Raw genomic sequence first — 4,301 nt, 5'->3', positions numbered from 1 at the left:
ACGGCGAGCAGCCGTGCGCTCCGCGTCCGCCAGGCACGGCGCACCCCGGTGCACACGCCGCGCGGCCCGGGCCCGGGGACCGCCTGCCGGTCGGGGCCGGGGTCCTCGCTCAGTGCCCGGGTCAGGGCTTCGCGGACCACCTGCCGGGTCAGCCGCTCCTGCGGGTCCTTGCGCAGCAGCCCCTGCACGACCCGGCCGAGCGGGCCCGCGCGCAGCGGGGTCCGCAGCGGCAGCCGCTCCACCGCCTTCAACGTGGTCTCGGGCCTGCCGCGGTCCCGGAACGGCGGCCGGCCCTCCACCATCGTGTACAGCAGCGCCCCGAGCGCCCACAGGTCGGCGGCCGGGCCGATGCGCTCGTCGCGGGCCTGCTCGGGAGAGGCGTACGAGGGTGCCGCCAGCCGTGGCACGAGTGTCGCCCCCGCCAGCCCGAACCCGCTGACGACGACCGGGCCGTCCTCGCGCACGAAGACCTGCCCGGGACTCAGCTCGCCGTGCGTGACACCCTCGTCGTGCGCGGCCTGCAGCACGTCCAGCAGCTCCAGGCCGACCCGGGCCGCCCGCACCGGCGGGAACGAGCCCTCCCGGTCGAGCAGTTCACCGAGGGGCCGGCCGTCGATCCACTCGGTCACCGTCCACAGGGCGCCGGCCTCCACGGCCGCGTCCACGACCGCGGCGACCCGGCCGGGGCGCAGCAGCCGCATGGTCTCCGCCGCGCGGACGACCCGGGTCGTGACGCGGCGCGCGGTCTCCTCGTCGGTGGGCTCCGGCAGGGCGGTCTGCGCCACCAGCCGGGGCCGCTGCGCCGCCACGTCCTCGGCGTACCACCACAGGCGGTTCGTCTCGCGGGCGAAGACGTCCAGAAGCCGGTACCGACCGGCGACCAACTCGTGTGCGGAGACGTGCGCCTTGACCATGGTCATCCCTAACTGAAACCCCTGTCCGGACTTTCCCAGTGGTACGGGGGGACGGTGGGGCGGCGTTCAGGCGTCGGCGGTTCCGGCTGCCGCGCCGCCGGATCCGGCCCGGCACCGGCGGTCCCGGCCGGACGGGGCCGCGGGGCCGTACGACGACGGCGGCGGTGGCCGGAAACGACGGCGGCCCGCCGAGGATTGACCTCGGCGGGCCGCCCGACGGAACCGGTGATCACCCGGTGTTCGTCGACGTGCTCTGCAGCACCGTGCAGTCGCCGTCCCACCAGGGCAGGGCGTGCCGCACCTCGTCGAGCCGGCTGTCCACGTAGTTCGGCGGTGCTTCGCTGATTCCCCGGACTTCCAGAAGGTAGAAGTCCGCACGTTCGCCGCTGACGGAGAATTCCCCGTCGGGGAAGAATTCCAGATCCATGCGCAGTCCGCCGCCGGACACCGCGGACATCCTGCTGGACATGACCGAGAAAGCCATCAGCGGCAGGGACTGGGCGGCCCCGGTCCAGTGGAACGCCTGGAGTCCGCGCACGACCACGAGGGCCGCGTTTCCCGTGGGGAAGTACGACGCCGTGCGCATGTCGAAGAGCAACGCCGCACGGTTCGCCGTCGGACACACCCGGGCGTCGAGGAGCTGGGTGTCGTGCAGGACGTCGTCCTGCGCGAACGGGTCCCAGGCTGCGGCTTCCGGAGCTCGGCGGTATTCCTGCGCCGTGAAGAGGTCTTCGATGCGGGTCATGGGATCTCTATGTGCCAGTAGGGGTCGGCCTTGGTGAGGGTCTGGCCGCTGAACGGGTTGATGATCTGACCGGCGTCGTTGATGTAGCTGATGTACCCGTTCTTGTAGAAGCGGCCTCCGCTGGTACCGGGATCCATCACACGCACGTACTTCACGGTCTTGTGGAATCCGTTGGCCGCGACTTCGGACGGCTTTATATCATAGATCCAGCCCTTGAGATTGTTGGCTGTCGCGATGGCCTTCCGCCCCTTCGGCAGCCACAGCTTCTCACCCTGGGGGCCGACGATGTCCCCGATGAGACACCTGCTGTTGTGCACCAGGACGGGGGTGCCACCGGCGAGCACGTAGTACGAGTGCAGGCCCTCGACGGTGAGGTTGTAGGTCCGCGCGTGCTTCAGGAAGAACCGGCTGGCGTGGACGGTGACGGTGTCGCCGTCGTCGGTCCTCAGCGTCATGCCGGGTTCGAGGGCGTACGCCTGCACCCACCTGCCCGCCGACGGAGACCAGAACGGGTGCTCCTCGGTGGCGGTCAGCTTCTGCTCACCGCTCGGCGTGGAGATGGTGAGTTCGGCGAAGTACTTGTCGTCCTCGGTGACGATCAGGTCCGTGACCCTGCGTGCCCCGGTCTCACCGGTGACGGGATCCGTGGCCAGTACCTCGTCCCCGACCCGCACGGACTCGATGTCCATGACCGAGCGGTCGGCCATCAGGACCTTGGTACCCGCCAGGAAGCATTCGGCGCATTTCTGCGCGAGCCGTGCGGCCCGGCTGCTGTCGATCGCGCCCTCGACGCCCTCGACGGCCTTCTTGACGAGCTTGAGCTTGCCGAGCGGAAGCACCGACATGGCGGCGAGGGCGCACTTGCCGAGGGTGGGGTTCTTGATGCAGTCCCGGGCGTCGTTGAGGCCGAGGATCTCCCAGGCGAACTCCTTCATCTGCGGGTCGATGGTGGGGAAGACGAGTTCCTGGCCGGCCATGGCGCACGGCGGGAGGCTGTCCCGGTTGACCGGGATGTAGCACTTGGGCTTGCTCTCCTCCTCCTTCTTGCGCTTCTCGGCGGCGAGGCGGCGCGCTTCGGCCTCCTCGGCCTCGCGCTTTTCGACCACGTCCGTCCACGCGGCCGCGGATTCCTTCGCGGCCTGGTCGGCGCTCTTGCCGGCGGCGAGCGCGTCGGCCTTCGCCTGGTCGCGCGCGTCCGCGGCCTCGGCGGCCGAACTGCGGGCGTAGTCGGCGGAGAACTCCGCCTGGGCGGCGGACTCCCCGGCGGCGGCGGCGTCCTGGGCGGCGCGGTCGGCGGCGGCTCGTGCCGTGACCGCGGACGCCTTGGCCTGCTTGGCGCTGGTCTCGGCGCGGTCGGCGGCGGCGTCCGCTTCGGCGGCGTAGCCCTGGGCCTGCTCGGCGCTGTGCTCCGCGTCCTTCTTCGCCAGGTCGGCCTGATCGGAGGCGTTCTTCGCCTCGGCGGCGGCCTGTGCGGCGAGTGCGCTGTTCTTGCGGGCGGTGGCCGCGATCACCTGGCCCTCGGCGAGCAGCCGCTGCATCTGAGCGACGTGGGTGTCGGCGAGTCCGTCCTGCTGTGCCGCCATGTACTGGCCCGACTGGACGAACTGGTGCACCTCGTCGGGGGAGCCGGCCAGGGCGATCTTGGCGGCGGACCGGACCTCGGGGCCGCCGTCGTTGTACAACTGCGTGGCGGTCACCCGCTCGTCCGCCTGCTGGGCGGCGTACTGCCCCTTGTTCAGGAAGTCCAGCAGGGCGGTGGTGCTGCCGTCGGCGAGTGCCGCCTTGGCGTTCTCCTTGACGCCCGGCCCGCCGTCGTTGGCGAGCTTGGTCACGGCGACGCGGTAGTCCGCGTTGGCGGCCTGGTGCTGGCCGGTGGTGTAGAAGTCGCGGATCTGCTCGTCGGTGCCGTCGAGAGCCGCGGCCGCGGCGGTCCGCACGGCCTCGTACGGGCTGTCCGAGACGAGGTCGGCGACCTGCTGACGCGTCTCGGCCGTGACCGCCTGGTCCCAGCCGGTCCGCAGATACGCCAGGACGTCGGCGTCGGTACCGGACAGCGCCTGTACGGCGGCGTCCTGGCGCCAGGAACCGAAGTACTTCAGCGCCCGCAGGGCGACGGCGCGGCCCTTGACGGCGAGCGCGGCCTCGTCCACGTCCGGCTTGTCCGCTTCCTCGGACAGCGCCTTGGTGTCGTCCACGATCGCCTGGCCCTCGACCACCGACTGGGAGAGGTCCACGGTGAAGGTGTCGGCCGCGGCCTTCTGCGTCATCGCGGCCTCGACGCCCGCGTCGGTACGGGTCCGCAGGTCCTCCGCCTCGGTCTGGCGGGCGATGTCGTAGGTCTTCTGGGCGGTGGCCACCGCCTTCGTGGCGGAGTCGGCGGCGGCCTTCGCCGCGGCGGCCTGCTTGGCGGCCTCCGCCGCCTGGTCGGCGGCCTCGCCGGCGTGCTTGGCGGCGTCCTCGGCCGCCTGCGCCGCGTTCTCGGCGTGGACGGCGGCGGAATTGGCCGCGTCCCGGGCCTCGTTCGCGGCCGCTGCCGACGAACGGGCGAGGGCTTCGGCGGCGTTGGCGGCGCGGTTGGCCTCGGCGGCGTGCCGGCGGGTCTCGGCCGCGGCTGCCCGGGCCTCGGCCGCGGAGCCTCCGGC

General features: G+C 72.2%; 3 protein-coding genes. All 3 read right to left on the bottom strand.

Annotation, left to right across the window (positions count from 1 at the left end; genetic code table 11):
• The coding region (locus tag GT045_RS05610; protein WP_161333468.1) for a serine/threonine-protein kinase at positions 1–920 on the bottom strand (920 nt) is incomplete at its 3' end.
• Positions 921–1,143: 223 nt separating this feature from the next.
• Positions 1,144–1,659 (bottom strand): hypothetical protein, encoded by a 516-nt coding sequence (locus GT045_RS05605; protein ID WP_161298434.1) that lies wholly within the window; start codon positions 1,657–1,659, stop codon positions 1,144–1,146.
• A partial coding sequence (locus tag GT045_RS05600; RefSeq protein WP_272926836.1) for a polymorphic toxin-type HINT domain-containing protein occupies positions 1,656–4,301 on the bottom strand: 2,646 nt, incomplete at its 5' end. The genes GT045_RS05605 and GT045_RS05600, both read right to left, overlap by 4 nt.

Origin of the sequence: Streptomyces sp. SID486 (assembly GCF_009865385.1) — a bacterium.
GTDB lineage: Bacteria > Actinomycetota > Actinomycetes > Streptomycetales > Streptomycetaceae > Streptomyces.
Note: the sequence above shows the minus strand (reverse complement) of the source record. Positions and strands in the feature narration are given on the sequence as shown.